Annotated in this window: 12 protein-coding genes; 7 read left to right on the top strand and 5 right to left on the bottom strand. The window is 42.0% G+C overall.

The features are described 5' to 3' along the window. The first annotated feature begins 6 nt into the window (after nucleotides 1–6). Together H9L23_RS08010 and H9L23_RS08005 are read left to right on the top strand one after the other, a co-directional pair. A complete protein-coding gene (locus H9L23_RS08010; protein WP_187594466.1) occupies nucleotides 7–780 on the top strand; it encodes an ABC transporter ATP-binding protein in 774 nt (257 codons plus the stop codon). Between the two features lie 2 nt (nucleotides 781–782). Continuing rightward, the gene (locus tag H9L23_RS08005) at nucleotides 783–1763 is read left to right on the top strand and encodes an MlaD family protein (RefSeq protein WP_317175290.1); all 981 of its coding nucleotides are present in this window, start codon (nucleotides 783–785) and stop codon (nucleotides 1761–1763) included. A gap of 125 nt (nucleotides 1764–1888) precedes the next feature. Here H9L23_RS08005 and H9L23_RS08000 read toward each other — a convergent pair whose 3' ends face one another. After that, nucleotides 1889–3019, bottom strand: a complete 1131-nt coding sequence (locus H9L23_RS08000; protein ID WP_187594465.1) for a DEAD/DEAH box helicase — start codon at nucleotides 3017–3019, stop codon at nucleotides 1889–1891. 217 nt (nucleotides 3020–3236) lie between these two features. Between H9L23_RS08000 and H9L23_RS07995 the strand changes: the two genes are divergently transcribed. Next, nucleotides 3237–3722: a PRC-barrel domain-containing protein gene (locus H9L23_RS07995; RefSeq protein WP_187594464.1), complete on the top strand. Its 486-nt coding sequence runs from the start codon at nucleotides 3237–3239 to the stop codon at nucleotides 3720–3722. A 194-nt stretch (nucleotides 3723–3916) separates the two neighbouring features. Here H9L23_RS07995 and H9L23_RS07990 read toward each other — a convergent pair whose 3' ends face one another. Further along, nucleotides 3917–5245: a putative sensor domain DACNV-containing protein gene (locus H9L23_RS07990; RefSeq protein ID WP_187594463.1), complete on the bottom strand. Its 1329-nt coding sequence runs from the start codon at nucleotides 5243–5245 to the stop codon at nucleotides 3917–3919. A gap of 274 nt (nucleotides 5246–5519) precedes the next feature. On the opposite strand from H9L23_RS07990, the gene H9L23_RS07985 reads away from it, so the two are divergent. Together H9L23_RS07985 and H9L23_RS07980 are read left to right on the top strand one after the other, a co-directional pair. Continuing rightward, nucleotides 5520–8087, top strand: a complete 2568-nt coding sequence (locus H9L23_RS07985) for an ATP-binding protein (RefSeq protein WP_187594462.1) — start codon at nucleotides 5520–5522, stop codon at nucleotides 8085–8087. 364 nt (nucleotides 8088–8451) lie between these two features. Beyond that, a complete protein-coding gene (locus H9L23_RS07980; protein ID WP_187594461.1) occupies nucleotides 8452–10035 on the top strand; it encodes a sensor histidine kinase in 1584 nt (527 codons plus the stop codon). A gap of 285 nt (nucleotides 10036–10320) precedes the next feature. On the opposite strand, the gene H9L23_RS07975 is transcribed toward H9L23_RS07980, so the two are convergent. From H9L23_RS07975 to H9L23_RS07965, 3 genes are all read right to left on the bottom strand, one after another. Beyond that, nucleotides 10321–11565 carry an arsenic transporter gene (locus H9L23_RS07975; RefSeq protein WP_187594460.1) on the bottom strand — a complete coding sequence of 415 codons (1245 nt, stop codon included), beginning with the start codon at nucleotides 11563–11565 and terminating at the stop codon, nucleotides 10321–10323. Between the two features lie 89 nt (nucleotides 11566–11654). Further along, nucleotides 11655–12920 carry an MFS transporter gene (locus H9L23_RS07970; RefSeq protein ID WP_187594459.1) on the bottom strand — a complete coding sequence of 422 codons (1266 nt, stop codon included), beginning with the start codon at nucleotides 12918–12920 and terminating at the stop codon, nucleotides 11655–11657. Between the two features lie 76 nt (nucleotides 12921–12996). Beyond that, nucleotides 12997–14658, bottom strand: coding sequence for a hypothetical protein (locus tag H9L23_RS07965; protein ID WP_187594458.1), 1662 nt, complete (start codon nucleotides 14656–14658; stop codon nucleotides 12997–12999). Between the two features lie 496 nt (nucleotides 14659–15154). Between H9L23_RS07965 and H9L23_RS07960 the strand changes: the two genes are divergently transcribed. Together H9L23_RS07960 and H9L23_RS07955 are read left to right on the top strand one after the other, a co-directional pair. Continuing rightward, nucleotides 15155–15877 (top strand): SDR family NAD(P)-dependent oxidoreductase, encoded by a 723-nt coding sequence (locus tag H9L23_RS07960; RefSeq protein ID WP_187594457.1) that lies wholly within the window; start codon nucleotides 15155–15157, stop codon nucleotides 15875–15877. A gap of 46 nt (nucleotides 15878–15923) precedes the next feature. After that, a complete protein-coding gene (locus tag H9L23_RS07955) occupies nucleotides 15924–16538 on the top strand; it encodes a MarR family winged helix-turn-helix transcriptional regulator (RefSeq protein WP_187594456.1) in 615 nt (204 codons plus the stop codon). Nucleotides 16539–16550: the final 12 nt, after the last annotated feature.

Raw genomic sequence — 16550 nt, 5'->3', positions numbered from 1 at the left:
TCGGTTATGAAAGAAAAACCATTTACGGACGAAAGCGTCGAAAAAGTAATCGAGATCAAAGGGCTGAACAAATCTTTTGGCAACTATACCGTGCTCGAAAATGCCTCGCTTGATTTATATAAAGGCGAAAACCTGGTGGTTCTGGGCAAATCGGGAACAGGAAAATCGGTACTGATTAAAATTATTATTGGCTTGCTTAAACCCGATTCGGGACTGGTGCGCGTATTGAACCAGGTGGTGGATGAAATCTCCTACGAAGAACTGCTTGCCCTTAGGTTAAGGGTTGGTTTTTCATTCCAGAACAGTGCGCTGTATGATAGTATGACGGTAAGGGAAAACCTGGAATTTCCTTTGGTGCGCAACCGGAAAGACCTGAGCAAAGAGGAAGTAAAATCATCAGTAGAAGAAATGCTGGATGCCGTAGGCCTTTCGCAAACCATTAACCAGATGCCATCAGAACTTTCGGGCGGACAACGGAAACGGATTGGTATTGCCAGAACTTTAATTCTAAGACCCGAAATTATGCTTTATGATGAGCCAACTGCCGGTCTGGACCCGATTACCTCACGCGAAATCAATAAACTCATTAACGACGTACAGGAACGTTACCATACCAGTGCCATCATCATTACCCACGATCTTACCTGCGCCAAAGAAGTAGGCAACAGGGTAGCCATGCTGATTGAACGCAATTTCGACAGAAAAGGCACTTTCGAGCAGGTGTTTAACTCGGGTGATAAACAGGCACAACCATTTTTCGATTACAATTTTATACAATAACCATGAACGAAAACAGAAAAAAAATAACAGTAGGTATTTTCATCGCGATAGGTATCCTGATTTTTGTACTGGGCATATTTACCCTTGGAAGTCAGAAGAAAACATTTGTTAAAAGTTTTACGCTCAGTGTGGTTTTTAACGATATACAAGGTTTAAAAAAGGGAAATAATGTATGGTTTTCGGGTGTAAAAATCGGAACCATCAAAAAAATCGACTTTTTTGGCACTTCACAGGTAAAAGTATTGCTCAGCATTGAGGAAGATGTACATAAATACATCCATAAAGATGCCGGTGCAAGCATTGGCGCCGATGGATTGATTGGTAATAAAATTGTGGTATTAACAGGGGGTAATCCTAAATTTCCTTTTGTTGAAGATGGAGACATGCTAAAAGTGAATACTTCACTTTCTACCGACGATATTATGAAAACTTTGCAGGTAAACAATAAAAACCTGGTGGATGTAACCGGCGACTTTAAAATACTGGCCAGAAACCTGATTGATGGAAAAGGTGCTGCAGGTGCTTTATTATCCGATCAGGAGCTTGCTACAAATTTCAAATCGATGGTGGCCAACCTAAACCGTACCTCTATTGCTACTGCACAAAGTGCCGAACTTTTAGGCCGTTTTGGAAAAACATTGAATACCAAAAACGGACTAATGGATAAAATGCTGACGGATACAGCGGTATTTAAAAAACTGGAACGATCGGCTGCTACCTTACAAAAATCTGTAGAATCGGCATCCAGTTTAGCGGCTAACCTCGATGCAGCATCTGCAAAACTAAAAACTTCAGACAATGCTGCCGGATTGTTACTAAACGACCAGAAAACAGCAGAACAGGTGAGAACAATTATGCTCAACCTGGAAAAAAGCAGTAAAAAATTAGACGAAGACCTGGAAGCTGTACAAAGCAATTTCCTATTGCGTGGTTTTTTCAAAAAGCGGGCAAAAGATTCATTGGCATTAAAAAAACAACAATAGTTTGTTTTAACTTAAAGGCCTGCTTAGCTCATGAAACAAAGCGCTAGGCAGGCCTTCAAAATTTAATATTGTAAAAGATAGAACTGTTATCCGTGATTACTGAATAATATTAATCCATTGTTTAGTTATTTGACGCGTTCACTATCAATCATATCGACCTTTTTACCCATCTTTTTTTCTATTACCTCAAAATGGTGTAATTCATCCGGACTAACCAGAGAGATGGCCTCTCCTACACTTCCGGCACGTCCGGTTCTACCAATGCGATGAATATAATCTTTCGGTGATCTGGGTAATTCATAATTAATGACAAATGGAAGTTGATTAATATCAATTCCTCTCCCCATTAAATCTGTGGCAACCAATATCCTGAGTTTTCCTGATTTAAAAAGATACAAAGCTTCATTCCTGGCCCCTTGACTTTTTTTGCTATGGATAGCTTTTGCATCGAAATTATTTTTACGCAGTTTATTTACAATAGCATCGGCAGTATGAACTGAAGAGGCAAATATCAGTACTTGCTGCATTTCATGATGATTGATCAGATAACGCAAAAACGGGCCTTTCTTTTCATCAGAAACGATATAGGCCACCTGATTAATCTGTTCAATTGAATCTTCCTGAGCCTCAATTTTGATCACCAGGGGATCATGTAACAAAACCTGATGAATCGCTTGAAGATCTGCATTCAAAGTAGCTGATAATAATATGTTCTGACGTTTTTCAGGTAAAAGGGAGATGATTTTATCCACTTCTTCTTTAAACCCCAGGTTAAGCATCTTGTCGGCCTCATCAAGCACTAAAGTTTCGATAAGAGATAAGTATACCGCATTTGAATCTACCAGCTCTAGTAGCCTGCCCGGAGTGGCAATAAGTACATTTACCCCTTGCAGGGCAGTCATTTGTGGATTAATGGAAACACCGCCATATACCGCTAATGTTTTAACAGGAATAGAGAGCCCCAGGCTAAACGTCCGGAAAACTTCTTTTACCTGCTCTGCAAGTTCGCGGGTAGGTACCAAAACCAATACATTAACATGTCTGTTTTTAAGCCTGGGCGCTTTTTGCACGTTCATTAACAAAGGCAAAACATAGCTGGCTGTTTTTCCAGAACCTGTTTTAGCAATGCCCAAAATGTCTTTATTACTTAATATTGCCGGTATGGCCGATTGTTGAATTGGTGTAGGCGCAGTAAAATTCTGATTTGATAATACTTTTAATAAATCTGGTGATAAACCCAGGGCGGTGAATGACATATTATATTTTTTGCTAAAAATAAACAAAAATCATCACTAACTGGATTCTACCTGGTATGCTTTTCGCCTGGAACAATACAAAATGCATCTAAATTACAACTTAAATGAGATTGTTAAATATGCTTATTACCAGCAGTTAACGGATTTTAATCCAAAAACTGCAAACTAATCGCTTTCGGCAACTGTTGTAATTATTTATGCTTTAATCTATTTTATTATGAACAACCACCAGATCATTTACAGTAATCTTCAAGAATTATCCATTAGTAATTATACACTCACCGCGGGTGAGGCAGATATTACCGGCTGGCCGGTAAAGAGCGGCGAAAACCGCATTGGTAAAGTGCATGACTTACTTTTCGACCCAGAAGCAGATACCGTACGTTACGCAATCGTTGCCCTGGATGAAGGCACCACAACGGTAGAAGATAAAAAAATACTTATCCCTATCGGCCTTGTTGAGCTTGACACCAGCGAAAAAGAAATCATTACCCCCGATTTTCACCAGGAGCAGCTGGAAGCCATGCCCAGATATATTATCGGTGAGGTAACTCCAGAAATGGAAGACCACATCAGGATGGTTATCGGCAGTCCTGCCGCATTGAAACTAGAAGAAGAAACAGTAGAAATAGACAGGCAAAACTTCTACCGTCACCACCATTTCGATAAGAATATTTTTCCGCAGGAACGCAGAGATAGCTAAGATATAATCCATTTCTTTTTAGCGAAAGATTCAAAAAAACCTCTTAATCATTTGATTTAGAGGTTTTTTTTCGAGATTTCATTGATTTCAGATTCTTAATTTCTTCTGGAGAGCAGGCTGTTTATTCATGGTAATTGGCAATAAACATCAAATGTAAAAAACAGTAACAGGTTGCCTAAGGTTAAAAATTACGGCTATGCTTTACGTTGCTTTTGGCTCCTTCCGGTCAGGTATTGCTGGGTTTTTATATTCTCCCACATAATCAGTTTATCCTCCACTTTTGAGAAAGCCCTTATATCACCATCCTGCGAGATAACCAATCCGAGCGAAGATGGATGGTTCCAGCAGTAGGCGATCATAGACCGGTGCCTGGTGCCATAGTGCCTGGGATCATGAGGCTCCAGCGACTTAGGCGTTGCGGTTGCCGTAGAAGAAACGTAGATTTTACGTGGCATCTTCTTCGCCCGGAGTACTGCACCGAATCCATTGCTGACCATGCTGCGATTAAACAATACCACTCCATCTACACAGGTTTGCGAAGCTATAAAACTGATCGCACCTTTAATCTCATCGCCTGTGCCCTTTTTATCATAAAAAGAGCCTGTCTCCCGCAGGTATAGTGATTTGCTTACCGATCTTTTTCCTGAGCTCAAATCACCTTCAATTTTACTCTCTGCAACAAAGTTATCAATCGCAGCCCTGGCGTGTGAAACCATTGCCAGGGTCAGACGTTCATAGTGGATCCTGTATTTTACATCTAAATCTGCACTATCATCGGCAATCAGGATAGCACCACCATGCTGGTAGTTCTGTATCTTAAGCAAAAGCCTGGAAAAGGTCTGAATCCAGAGCCCATCCAAAAAGTTTTCCCAGTCGGTATAACTTTCCCCAGGATGATTCTGCTCGATATAATTCTTCACGGCAATTTTCAAAAAATCAGCATTCTTCCTCAACATCTTAGAAATAGGCCCAATGGTTAACACATCCAGGTAACGCTTAACAAGAACATTGTGTTTTAATGTGGCCAGAAGCTCGTAATCAAAAAGCACATTCAGCGTCCCGATATCACTTATAGAAACCTGAAAAAGGCCAGGCTGCTCTGAGCCTGTGTCAGATTCATAGTTCAGAAAATTCTGATAATGCATCGCCTGATCGATCATGCCCCAGATGTAAATGCAACCCTTCTCATCATAATATACCGCAAGCGAAGAGCTGGCAGGATCTGCAGCCTTGGAAAGCTTTGCAAGTGACTTTGTCGTCATCATAACATGATGATCAAAAGCAACGCAGCTCCATCTTTCCGGAACGATATGCCTTGGTGGAGCAGGATCCGGGTTTTTTGGATCGATGAAAGTCACTGTTACCCTGATCAGTTCACTTTCCTCTTTACACATACTAGAATAGAACAAACAGTCAAAAAGATCCTCAAGAACTTTAAGCTCAGGAAGGGTTGAGCTGCTTTTGGTCAGACGGAGCTTATGCTGCACCAGAACTGCCAGATCATTTGGGCGGGAATTTTCCAAGATATTATCGTTTACAAAACAAACAGAAAAAATTAAAAATCGTTTGATGAATAATTTGTTAAATAACTAAGTTAATCTAATCTGAAGATTTTTTCTGCTCCTGATTATTTATGGCCGCCAGTATTGTCCAGTTTCCAGGTAATTCAATATAAGTTTATTAATGAAATGATGAAACGCTTTAGCAAAAAAACAGCTGATGATTTACAGGCTTATGACCAATATGTCTTTAGCCATTGCAATAAAACATTAACTTTACGGGTTTAATCCCAAGTCCATGCCAACTACTCCTCCCTTTCTGGATCCGCTGCAAATTATCGACATATTTTCCCAAATCAAGACAGCTACAGCACTACATATTGGTGAGGATGCCCATATTCAGTTTGCCAATGATGCAATGCTAAGGATATGGGGCAAAGACCGGTCGGTTATAGGCAAACCCCTAAAGGATGCCCTTCCCGAACTAAGAGGTCAGCCATTTATCGAAATGTTCGCAAAAGTGTGGCGTGAAGGGCTGACCATATCAGGTTCAGATACTCCCGCCGAACTTCACGTGGATGGCAAGGACCAGGTATTTTATTTTGATTTCGAATACAAAGCCATTCTTGATGAAAACGGCAAAACGATCTGTACACTACACACTGCCACCGACGTTACCGACCGGTTTCTAAAACAGAGCGCTATGCAGCAGGCGGATGAACATGCAGCTTTCCTAAAAATAGAACAGGCACTCAATGAAGAACTTAATGCTAAAAACGAGGATCTTGCTGCCGCATTGGAGGAAATTAGGGCAACCAATGATGAACTCCATGCAACAAAGGAAAATCTGCAGCTACTAAATAACGAACTGGATGCACGCGTAAAGGAAAGGACAGAAACGATTTCTTTTCTTAATCAGGAACTGGAGGCTTCTAATGAAGAAATCAGGGCATCAAACGAAGAGCTGATGGCCTCAAATGAGGAAATGCTGGAATTTAACCGGCAGCTTACAGTAGTTTATGAAAAACTAAAAATCAGCCAGGATGAGGCAGCACTTGCCATAGATGCTGCAGGTCTTGGCACTTTTGACTTCGACCCTCTTAATAATAGCTTTTCAGCAAATGATATGCTCCGGAAATGGTTCGGAATTGAAGGAGATTCGGTTGAACTGGAAAAAGCACTACAGGTGATAGCAGAAAAAGACAAGGAAAAAGTAAGGGCAGCGATAGCGCATTCACTTGACTTTAACTCGGGAGGAGATTATGAAATAGACTATCAGATCATCAATCCAAAAGACCCCAGGCCAAGGATAATTAAAGCTAAGGGCAAAACACATTTTGATATCGATAAAAAGCCCGTACGTTTGAGTGGGGTATTGCAGGATGTCACAGAACAGGTTACCGGTCAGGAAAAGATGGAGCTCCTGATTAGACACCTGGCAGCCAGCGAGCAGAAATTCCGTAGGCTGATCCAACAGGCACCCGTTGCAATCAACGTTTTTAGGGGGCGTGAACTTATCGTGGAAAGCGCCAACGAAAGAATGCTTGAAATCTGGAACAGAACCGCTGAAATAGAGGGAAAAAGATTTGATGAAGTATTACCCGAGATCGCAGACCAGCCCTTCATTAAAATACTACATGGTGTTCTGGATTCAGGCATACCATATCATGGTCTGGAAAGCAGGGCGGTTATCATCAAAGATAACATCCCACATGAACGCTACTTCAATTTCATTTATCAGCCTATAGAAGAAGAAGGCAAGGTCTCCAGTATCCTGCAGGTAGTTACAGAGGTTACCGAACAGGTAAATGCAAGAAAAGAGATATTAGAGGCCAACACCAGACTGAGCATCGCAATGGACGCCGGCTCTCTTGGATCAACAGAGGTTGATCTGGCAAGCGGTACAATGAAATACAACGAGCAGTTTAAACGCATATTCGGGAAAACGGCAAACGAGGATTTCGTATATTCCGATATGTTCGAGGCGATGCTTCCCCATTACCGAGATAAAATCAGGGAGCTGGTAAGCATTGCCAAGGAAAACCACAGCATATACAAAGGAGAATATGAAATCATGTGGCCTGATGGATCGATCCACTGGATTAGTGCCCACGGCAGGGCGAGGTATGACGATCAGGGAAAACCGGTAAAAATGGTCGGGGTACTTTCAGATATTACAGAACTCAAAGCAGACGAGCAGCGTAAAAACGATTTTATCGGAATGGTAAGCCACGAGCTAAAAACGCCTTTAACATCCCTTACCGGTTATGTTCAGCTCCTGTATAGCAAAGCTCAAAAAAGCGGTGACAATTTTGCCTCCGCAGCGTTAGAAAAGGCCAATAACCAGCTAAAAAAAATGACTGTTATGATCAACAGCTTTCTCAATGTGTCAAGGCTCGAGTCAGGAAAAATCCATATTGAAAAACAGAACTTTGATCTCTCGGGACTGGTAAGTGAAATGGAGGCCGAATTCAAGGTAACAGCCAACAGCCACCATCTCATTTTTGAACAAAATGGAGAAGTACTGATAAATGCCGACCGCGATAAGATCGGTCATGTAGTAACCAACCTGATCAGCAACGCCGTAAAATATTCTCCTGCGGGAACCACAATCAATATTACCTGCAAAAAAGAAGGTAGTAAAGCAATCGTTTCGGTTAGCGATCAGGGTAATGGGATCAGAGAAGAAGATAAGGATAAACTTTTCGAGCGCTACTATCGCGTATCTGATCAGTCTCTTACGATCGCCGGATTTGGAATCGGTCTTTACCTCTGTGCAGAGATAATCAGCAGGCATAACGGCGAAATATGGTTAGATAGCGAACTCGGCAAAGGATCCACCTTTTATTTCAGCCTGCCATTATAGCATTTAAAACAGCCTGTCTTTACAAAAATCCCCTTAAAGATCTCCATATACTTTCGGGCCCAGGCTGTGATGGAACTTAACCGCTATTATTTTTAAATTATGAAATTTAGCATAGAATAACCCTGCTGATTTACAAACCAAAATGACCCTTCCATCCTGGATGCAGGGTTTTACTGTCAGGAAAATTCATTAACGGTACTTTTTACAATCACGCTTTAAGTTGATAACAAAATTAAAAACTATGGTTTCTCTTCTATGAATAGATATGATAATTTTAAATTCCCAAAACATCATTAGCATATTACTGTTAGATTATCATTAAAGATGACTTATAGGACAAGGGTTTACACATAAAATACAACTAATGGGCCAGCAGAATGGGTTAATGAGCAGTGAGGACTTATTGGGAGTGTATAGCTTAAGCAAAACGGCAACTTCAGTACACTGTGGAGAAAACGCAGTGATACAAAGTGCCAATCAGGCAATGCTAAAAATCTGGGGAAAAGATAGCAGTATTATCGGCAAACCCCTTCTGGATGTACTCCCTGAACTAAAAAACCAGCCCTATCCAGAAATGTTCCGCAAAGCATGGATGGAGGGCACTACTTTTACTGGTGAAGGATCGCCAGCTGAATTGGAGATTGAAGGAAAAATAAACACCTACTATTTTGACTTTGAGTATCTTCCGGTAAAGGACAGCGAAGGTAAGGTAATTGCAGTGATGAACAGTGCTGTAGATGTAACCCATCGGGTACTCGAAGAACAGGCTGTTGAAAAAGCAGAAAGTACAGTCGAATCACTAAAAAAATCCCAGCAGGCAAATAAAGCATTGGAAGAAGCCAGAAAAGAACTCCATGAACTGAATGCAGAACTAGAAGAGCGTGTAGAGGGCCGGCTTATCGAACTCTCCGAAAGCGAAGAACGGTTTCGAACCATGGCTGAGGGTACCGAACTGCTGATCTCTGTGGGCGATGAGGACAATAACAGAATATATTTCAATAAACGCTGGGAAACGGTAACAGGCAGAAAGATGGACGAGTTATTGGCTAATGGTTGGGTAGATCTGATTCATCCTGATGAAAAACAGGAATTTATAAAAAAGTACATGGCAAGCTTTAAAGAACGTACCGTTTTCAATATGGAGTTCCGTATGCCTGATAGCACAGGCGAATACCGGTGGTACCTCTGCCAATGTCCGCCCCGCTTCCGTTCGGATGGATCCTTTGCCGGATATATCGCTTCCTGCCTGGACATTACCATGAGAAAAAATGAGGAAATCAGAAAAAACGAATTCATAGGCATCATCAGCCATGAACTCAGAACACCCCTTACCTCTCTTAATGGATTTCTTCAGGTTATGAAAGCAAAGCTGGATGCTATGAATCGCAACCATTTCGAACTCGCCTTGAACAAATCTCAGATCCAGATCAATAAAATGTCTAAAATGATCGCTGGCTTTCTCGACATATTAAGGTTAGAATCAGGAAACATGAACTTCCACCACGAGTCTTTCCGGCTCGATGAACTGCTTCAAGAGGTTGTAGAAGAACTTTCGTTCATGCACAGCACACACAAAATCTCCTTCCAATCAACATGCAACAGTAAGGTTCTTGCAGATCGGAACAAAATCTCTGCGGTGATGTATAACCTGGTCGGTAATGCCATCAAATATGCGCCATGCGATAGTAACATTAAAATATTGTGCACTAAAAACCGAGAGGGCTTAATGGTTAAGGTAATTGATGAGGGACCCGGGATTACAGCCGGAGAAGAAGAAAAAATTTTCGACCGCTACTACCGTACTATGGGCAACCCTACAATTTCTGGCTTCGGAATCGGACTGTTTCTATGCCGTGAAATCATCACAAAACATAAAGGCAATATCTGGGCGGAAAGCGAAAAAGGAAAAGGCGCCACGATCCTTTTTACCCTGCCAGAGCATAGCTAACAAGGTTTAGCTGACGTTCTTGTTTTTTTTACAATGCTTTGATTAACAGAATATTAATACACAAAAATACAAAAAAAAAGAATCCAGTTGTATTGATTTTAGCTAAAAATACGCACAATTTCATCTCAAGCTCCCACCTCATTTTTTATCATCTGATTTTTTTTACGCATTTAAATTTACTATCGGATTTATCCTTACTGTTTTGAGTTGTAATGAATAACAATCATAATTATTGAAGTAAAAATCATTTCCTCTAAGGAATCGCTTTACCATACCATATACGTGCTATATGAAAAGCGAAGCCAGAACGAGCAATAATGGAACTGTCATCACAATGGCCCCCAGCTTTAAAAAGCTCCAGCCATTAACACTCAGGTTCTCCCGGCGAAGGGCGACCAGCCAAAGTATGGAAGCGAGAGAGCCAGTTAGCGAAAGGTTGGGTCCAAGGTCAATACCAATAAGAATAGCGCGTCTGATGATTTCAGGGGGAGCTGAGCTATGTACGATACTGGACGCGGTTAGTCCTGCAGGCAGGTTATTCATCAGGTTACATACTACTGCGGTTATGATGCCGCTTCCCCATGCCGCGCCGGCAACATTGCCCTGTGCATAAGAAGTAAGTAACTCAGATACAGATCGTGTAAGGCCTGTCTTTCCGAAGGCTTCTACGATGATGAACAAACCAGCCACCAATGGCAACACATTCCAGGATACCCCTTTGGCAATAGTTAAAGGAATCCTCCGCGTTCCAATGCATACAATCATAACGGTTACCATGCCAGAGATAAAAGTGGGCAGCCCCAGTGAAATGCCCCAGGCTGAGGAAACGGTCAAAATTACCGCAGATAAAAATATCCCGCCGATGGCAGCTTTTCCACCGCCAGATAATATTGGGATGTTTATATCGGTGCTGAGCGACTCTCTCAATGCTTTACGCTGAAGAAAATAAAGAACAATAAAAGTTGCGATGATGGAAACAATGGATGGAATTAAAAAGCTTGAAAGCCATCCTCTAAGATCGGGAAGATGGGAACCATAGATAACCAGATTTGCAGGATTTGAAATGGGTAGCACAAATGAGGCTGCATTGGCAATAAAAGCGCAGATGAAAAGGTAGGGCAATGGATTTTTCACTTTACTGGCCCTCACTGCTGCGATTACCGCCGGGGTGAGTACCACAGCAGTTGCATCATTGGATAGGAAAATCGTTACGAGCGTGCCCACCAGATAAATAAGAAAGAAAAGCCTGGTGGAAGACCCTTTTGCCAGCCTTGCTGCATGGGCCGCAAGCCAGTCGAACATCCCCTCAATCCTCGCCGTTTCTGCCAGCATCATCATTCCGGTCAGAAAAAAATATACATCTATCCCTTTGCTAAAACCGGAAATCCCCTCTGAAAATTTTAGCAGCCCTGAGAGTAGCAATATGGCCGCCCCGGCACAGGCAGAGATATATTCGGGAATTCCAAATGGCCTGACGATTACCCCTGCTATGGCAAGCAGCGAAATAAGCAGGATAAGGGTTGAAGTCATTATATTATAATATTTAAGGAAAGATAAGAATATTTTGGAACGGTCATTTTTTTTAAAGCTTTAGGATAAGAAAGCCACGGGGGGCTTCACTATTCTGCTATGTCCAACCTTCGGGCAGGAACATTTATGGTTTCTGGCATCATGAAGTAGAAGATAATAAAGGCTGCAAACGCAATGGCCGAGAGGATAAACATGCCATAATTAAAACCAGCATGTGATACGATATACCCGCTAACTACATTGCTCAGTGAGGCACCGATACCAACTGAAGTTGCCAGGATGCCCTGCGCAAAATTATCTTTACCCGAACCTCTGAAAAGATCGGCAACCATTAGTATGGATACCACGCTAAAGATCCCGCCTGCAATCCCATCGAGCACCTGTATACTCACCAGGTACGGAGCACCTTTGTAGAGGGTATAAAGCACTCCCCTGATGGGTAACATCACGAAGGCTAAAATCATCAGTTTTCTCCGCCCTTTTTTGGCCCACTTGCCACTCATAAAGGCTATCGGTATCATAACAGCCTGTGCAAGCACAATACAGGCAGACATGTAGAGCGAAGCATTGCTCCCCTCGTCCCTGCCTAATTCCTGACCAACCAGCGGAAGCATCGCTGCATTGGCAAAGTGGAATAGTATAGCAGAAAATAGCAAAATCAAATACCCCTTATTTTTCAGCATATCCAGCATTCCGGTCTTTCCGCTTTTCTTCCCTGCCACCGGCTCGCTGCTCTGGTGCGAAATATCATTTTCTCTTATCCCCAGGGTAAAAATAATGCTCATTGCACAAAAGATGGCAAGTCCGTAAAAAATCCCCTCATTGTGGGTAAACTTGCCCAGCAGTCCGATGATGACTGCAGAGGCTACATTGCCTGCATGGTTAAAGGTTTGGTTACGGCTAATGGTATGGTCAAACCTGTCTGCACCGCCTATTCCCATGGCCAGAGAAATCAGTACAGGTCCAAAGAATGCCGCTGCTACCCCGATTGCTATCTGACAACCGATTACCGCGTAGAATGCCGGAAAAAAAAGCATACAAAACCCGGCGATACAGATGGTAAGGGTAACGATCACAATCCCTAGTCTTTTCTTATCACTCACATCGCAAAACCAGCCGGCAGGCGATTGTGCGATGACGGTAGCGAGGCTCATTGCCCCAATGGCTATGCCTATTTCGGAAGGATCCCATTTTAAGTTCGACGCAAGATACACGGCCAAAAAAGGACCTAGACCTGTGGCTACGTCAGCTGCAGAAAAATTAAGCCAGTTTAGGCAGTTCAGGCTCCTGGCCTTTGAAGGTGTCGGATTTTCCATATTACTGGCAGTGGTTGCCCTGCCAGGGATTAAAACCAAATTAGAAGGAAAATGTTTATCAACAGGATCTGATATGAGGAAAAATTAATTTCGTTTTATCCATCGCATGGAAATACTACTGATCCGTCATTTTAAGCATTAGCGCATCAGCCTGCGGCTTTATACGAAAAACACTACCATTTGATGGTTTTTCAAAGCTGCCTTTTATGGCCTTCAGTTGATAGGGATGATTTTCGAAGAGATAGTCCGTGTGGTCTGTTTGAATACCGGTAATCGGTAAATCATTTCGATTTGTTGCATTGAAATCGAGAAACCAGCTAGTGAGGGATTTACCTTTAAACTTCACCACGACAGACTTTTCTTTAAGATCAATCTCAAAGCTCCCGTTTTGAACAGGCCACGAAATATGTGCGGTACTCTTTCCCGGATTTGTAAATATTGGATTACCGCCTTTTATGGCTTGCTCCTGCCCCGCGGCATTGTACATAAACATAAGCCCTGCCGGGTTACCTGCCTTGCCCCATAAAAAACCATCTACAACAGGCAGGGTGTAGAAAAAGCTTTGATTGGTTGTAGTTACCGCATTGAGGTATTTATCCGGAACAGTCTCATTAAATAAATGAATATCAGTGATGCGCAGGCTGCTGTTTTCCCATAGCAGATTGATTCTGTAAAAACGGCTATTGTACCATATCGTTTTCTTATCGCTATTACCTAAATCTTTGGTTACCGTAAAAGTTGTTGCCGGCGTTACCTTATATGTTTTTTTAAACCACTGCCCAGACTGGGCCATGGTTTCTACCTTTACCTTGCCCTGTTCCTTAAGCTGCGCAATGATCGGCATTTGTATTTCAAGTCCTTTTTTCATGGCATCCCAGGTAAACGAATTTTCCTGACCTGCCTGCGTGTAATTAAAGCCAAGCGACGGGTCGTTAGAAAAAGTCTGAAAAAACCAGTTGATCCATTGGAGATTACCACCTGCATGGCTATACACGGGTTCGAGGGTTGTTACGGTACTCCCATCAGCGTACTGCCTGATCGGGTCGCTTCCAAGCAATCTAAAAACCGGAACCGGAAGCTGCTTTTCGGCATGTTGTGCAGGCATATATGCATTAACACGGCTTGGATAATAGGCCTGGTTCCAGTATCCGCCCCAAAGTGTAAATCCATCTGTGCCCACCTGGTCCTTACAATTTGCCGATGCCACAATCTTATACTTATCGTACATATAATTTAGCGAATGCGCATCGATAACCCACGAAGCAACAGATTTGGGATAGTACCCAAATATCTTTTTAAAATCTGCAAAATAGACATCGATAATTTTTTCGCGTTCTGCAGGGCTGTATCCTACGGAGAAACCAACGTCAGAATGCCAGTCCCATGAATATTTTCCCCGCCATTTTATACCTGCCTTTTCAATAAGCGGTTGCGGAAGTTCCCACCATGCACCAATTTCGAATGACCCTTTGGGAAGCGTGGATAAGAGTTTTTGATATCGCGGATCCATCAGGGCATCATATTGAAGCAGAAAAGTACCAGGCAGCCTATATTTTTTCATGATTTCTACCTGGCTTACAACTGTCTGATAAAGTACATCCTGGGTAATCCGGGCATCTCTGGGCTCAAGAAGCCTGATAAAATTTACAATGTTCACAATCTTCCGGCCTTCTTTAGGCTCAATATCGTGATGCCCGCCAATCAATGTGAATGATGATAGTGTAACCAAAAATATAAGGCCGATAGTAAGTAGCCGGAATTTGTTTTTACTTTGCATGATATGTTCTGGTATGATAATTATTAAATTAAGGACAAACAGAAGTAGAAATCATTGTTTCAGCCTTTGTTTAAAAACTGAACACAAACACGACGTTCAGCTTGATATGTAAACTTAAATATTTCTATGCACTTAAAAAATAAGAGCGCTGCAATCAATATTTAATTTAAGATTTATAAGAGGCAAAAAATGTGTGCATAAGCATGTTTTTTTTTAAAAAAGAAAGATCAATGCTGTATATCGATGATCTGCCTGCATAGTGAACCAGCTGCTAAAACCCGCCTTCCATTTATTGCCGAGCATAACACAATTGTTCAAATACCCATTTAACCCTGCACTCTGCTTTTATCTTATTCAAGCCGCTATAAACCATTAAATCAGCCTGATGAAACTGATAGCAAGATTCGGCGGATACATGTTTAAAATTTAGTTTATAAATGAACTATATTTTACATATTTTTACATATAAATATATTAATTGAAAAAAAACACGATCATGAAATTTCATCATAAAAACATCCTGATAATAGGTGCAAGTTCAGGTATAGGGCTTGAGCTGGTCCATTTGTTGAGCAGCGAAGGTGCCCATGTTTTCGCCGCTTCCAGAAATCGCTCTGCCAGCTGGCCTGAATCGGTTTCTTATGCTGAGCTTGATGTACTGCACGACATGGAACCACTGTCTTCCTTTTTGCCTGAAGTACTTCATGGATTGGTATACTGCGTAGGAAACATCAACCTTAAACCTTTTAACAGAATAACCGAGAGCGACTTTATAAATGATTTCAGGCTTAATGTGGTTGGGGCAGCCTCATCAATACAGCAGGCACTAAAACCACTAAAAAACAGTGGTTCGGCATCCATCGTACTGATCAGTTCGGTGGCAGCCCAAACAGGAATGGGTTTTCATTCCAGTATCGCGGCATCAAAGGCTGCAATAGAAGGGCTGGCCATCTCCCTCGCGGCTGAGTTATCTGCAAGCCAGATCAGGGTTAATGTGGTTGCACCTTCGCTAACAGATACACCATTGGCCTCCAAACTCCTTAACAGCCCGGAAAAAATGGAGGCTTCCGCGAAAAGGCATCCTTTAGGAAGGTATGGGGCAGCAAAGGATATCAGTGCAGCTATCGGATTTTTATTGTCGGCAGATAGCAGCTGGATAACCGGTCAGGTTATTCCCGTTGATGGGGGGATGAGCAATCTGAAGACCACTTTTCAATAAGATTAAACTTAAAACAGATTACAGACCGGCTTAATCAAAACAAAATATGATGTACAACCTTGTAAATGAACTTTTATCATTGGTTAAAACTTACGAAAATGATTCGTTAAATCCATCTGAAGATTTAAATGCCTTTCGCAGGTGGCTAAACGAACGTGATCCGGGCAAAGCAACATCTAAAAAGCAATCGCCTGTATGGAAGGGTAAGGCTAGCGGCAGGTCGGCAGATAGCGTCATCAACACCTCCCTTGTGCACCTTTACAGATATGCAAAAATGCATGCAAAGGCAGCAATAGCAGGTAGTGCATTTTCTACCCCCGATGAATTTATATACCTGATTACCCTCACTTCGGCCGGAGAAATGAGCAAAACGGAACTTATCAAACAAAACATCCATGATAAGCCTGCAGGGACATTGATTATCAAAAGGTTATTCGACAAAGGTCTGATCGTTCAGAAATCATCCGGTATTGACAAAAGAAGCACGATTGTACAGATTACCGAAAAAGGAAATGATGAGCTGAAGCAGAGCATGGATAAAATCCGGCTCGCATCAGCTAATGTTACAACCCCACTTTCCGGAAATGAAAAGATCGAACTGATAGCCCTGCTTGGAAAACTTGAAGATTTCCACTACGCAAAGAATTTTGAAAAGAATTAATCAACCGATAAT

It is taken from the genome of Pedobacter roseus, from assembly GCF_014395225.1.
Taxonomy (GTDB): Bacteria; Bacteroidota; Bacteroidia; order Sphingobacteriales; family Sphingobacteriaceae; genus Pedobacter; species Pedobacter roseus.
The sequence above is the reverse complement of the archived record's forward strand: the minus strand, read 5'-3'. Positions and strand labels throughout refer to the sequence as shown.

Bases quoted from the DNA above. Each gene is read 5' to 3' on its own strand.
- H9L23_RS08010 (WP_187594466.1), top strand. From the start codon at position 7: ATGAAAGAAAAACCATTTACGGACGAAAGCGTCGAAAAAGTAATCGAG.
- H9L23_RS08005 (WP_317175290.1), top strand. From the start codon at position 783: ATGAACGAAAACAGAAAAAAAATAACAGTAGGTATTTTCATCGCGATA.
- H9L23_RS08000 (WP_187594465.1), bottom strand. From the start codon at position 3,019: ATGTCATTCACCGCCCTGGGTTTATCACCAGATTTATTAAAAGTATTA.
- H9L23_RS07995 (WP_187594464.1), top strand. From the start codon at position 3,237: ATGAACAACCACCAGATCATTTACAGTAATCTTCAAGAATTATCCATT.
- H9L23_RS07985 (WP_187594462.1), top strand. From the start codon at position 5,520: ATGCCAACTACTCCTCCCTTTCTGGATCCGCTGCAAATTATCGACATA.
- H9L23_RS07980 (WP_187594461.1), top strand. From the start codon at position 8,452: ATGGGCCAGCAGAATGGGTTAATGAGCAGTGAGGACTTATTGGGAGTG.
- H9L23_RS07975 (WP_187594460.1), bottom strand. From the start codon at position 11,565: ATGACTTCAACCCTTATCCTGCTTATTTCGCTGCTTGCCATAGCAGGG.
- H9L23_RS07965 (WP_187594458.1), bottom strand. From the start codon at position 14,658: ATGCAAAGTAAAAACAAATTCCGGCTACTTACTATCGGCCTTATATTT.
- H9L23_RS07960 (WP_187594457.1), top strand. From the start codon at position 15,155: ATGAAATTTCATCATAAAAACATCCTGATAATAGGTGCAAGTTCAGGT.
- H9L23_RS07955 (WP_187594456.1), top strand. From the start codon at position 15,924: ATGATGTACAACCTTGTAAATGAACTTTTATCATTGGTTAAAACTTAC.